General features: G+C 49.1%; 1 protein-coding gene and 1 pseudogene. Both read right to left on the bottom strand.

All coding sequences use genetic code 11. The annotated features are described in order from the left end of the window. Positions 1–74 (bottom strand): annotated as a pseudogene (locus DWZ38_RS23045) (XRE family transcriptional regulator); the annotation flags it as partial. 191 nt (positions 75–265) lie between these two features. After that, positions 266–862: DUF4368 domain-containing protein (locus tag DWZ38_RS21930; RefSeq protein ID WP_117855428.1), on the bottom strand; the 597-nt coding region annotated here is incomplete at its 5' end.

Raw genomic sequence — 862 nt, 5'->3', positions numbered from 1 at the left:
TCTATCCATACCACCGGGGCGGCTGCCCCGGCAGGAACTTTTCTCTTATTATAACACCAATCTTGTGTAATCACAATTTATTCTTGTATCCTGCCGCTGATACCGTCTGGATTGTGCTTTTCCTTTCTTTTTGTTCCCTTTAATTAGCCATAAACTGCTTAATGCCCTGGCTTTTTACTAATGTGTGATAAAGAAGTAATAGAAGTGTAAAAAATTTTGCCGTTCCTATCCGGCACTTGCGCATTGTGTCGGATAGGTCGGGCGGTTATTCGGGCAAGTCCACCTTGCCAACAAAAGAATAATAAATCTCAATGTCCTGTCTGCGGGTCTTGTTCTCGTCATAGCTGCACTCATGCACAACGATTTTCTCTACAAACTCCCGCAGCAGAGTAGGGGTAAGTTCTTCAAAGCTGGTATGCCGCCGGACAACATTCATAAACTTTTCTGCGTTCACGGTGGCTTCCTGTGCTTTGGAAAGCTCCGCTTGGATAGCGGCGGCTCTTTCTTTCAGTTCCCGTTGCTCTGCTTCATAGTCTGCCGACAGCTCTGTGAAACGCTCGTCTGATATGCGCCCGGTCACGCTGTCCTCATACAGCCGCTTGAAGATAGCGGATAACTCGGCTATGCGTTTCTCGGCGGCTTCCAGTTCCTTTTTCTTGGCGGCGTTCCTGCGTTTGCCCCCGTCCTCGTTCTGCTCAATCAAGAGTTTCATAAACCGGGCTTCATGCTTTGCCGCATAGCTGGTCACTTTCCGCAGATTGGAGAGTACACCAGCGGTCAAGAGGTCGGTGCGGATAAAGTGCGCCGTACAGTCATGGGTGCGTTTCTTGTAGTTGCCGCAGATATAACAGTCCTGCTTGCG

The sequence above is a fragment of the Ruminococcus sp. AF31-8BH genome, assembly GCF_003460605.1.
Classification (GTDB): domain Bacteria; phylum Bacillota; class Clostridia; order Lachnospirales; family Lachnospiraceae; genus Blautia_A; species Blautia_A acetigignens.
This window is presented reverse-complemented; position numbering and strand designations above follow the sequence as displayed.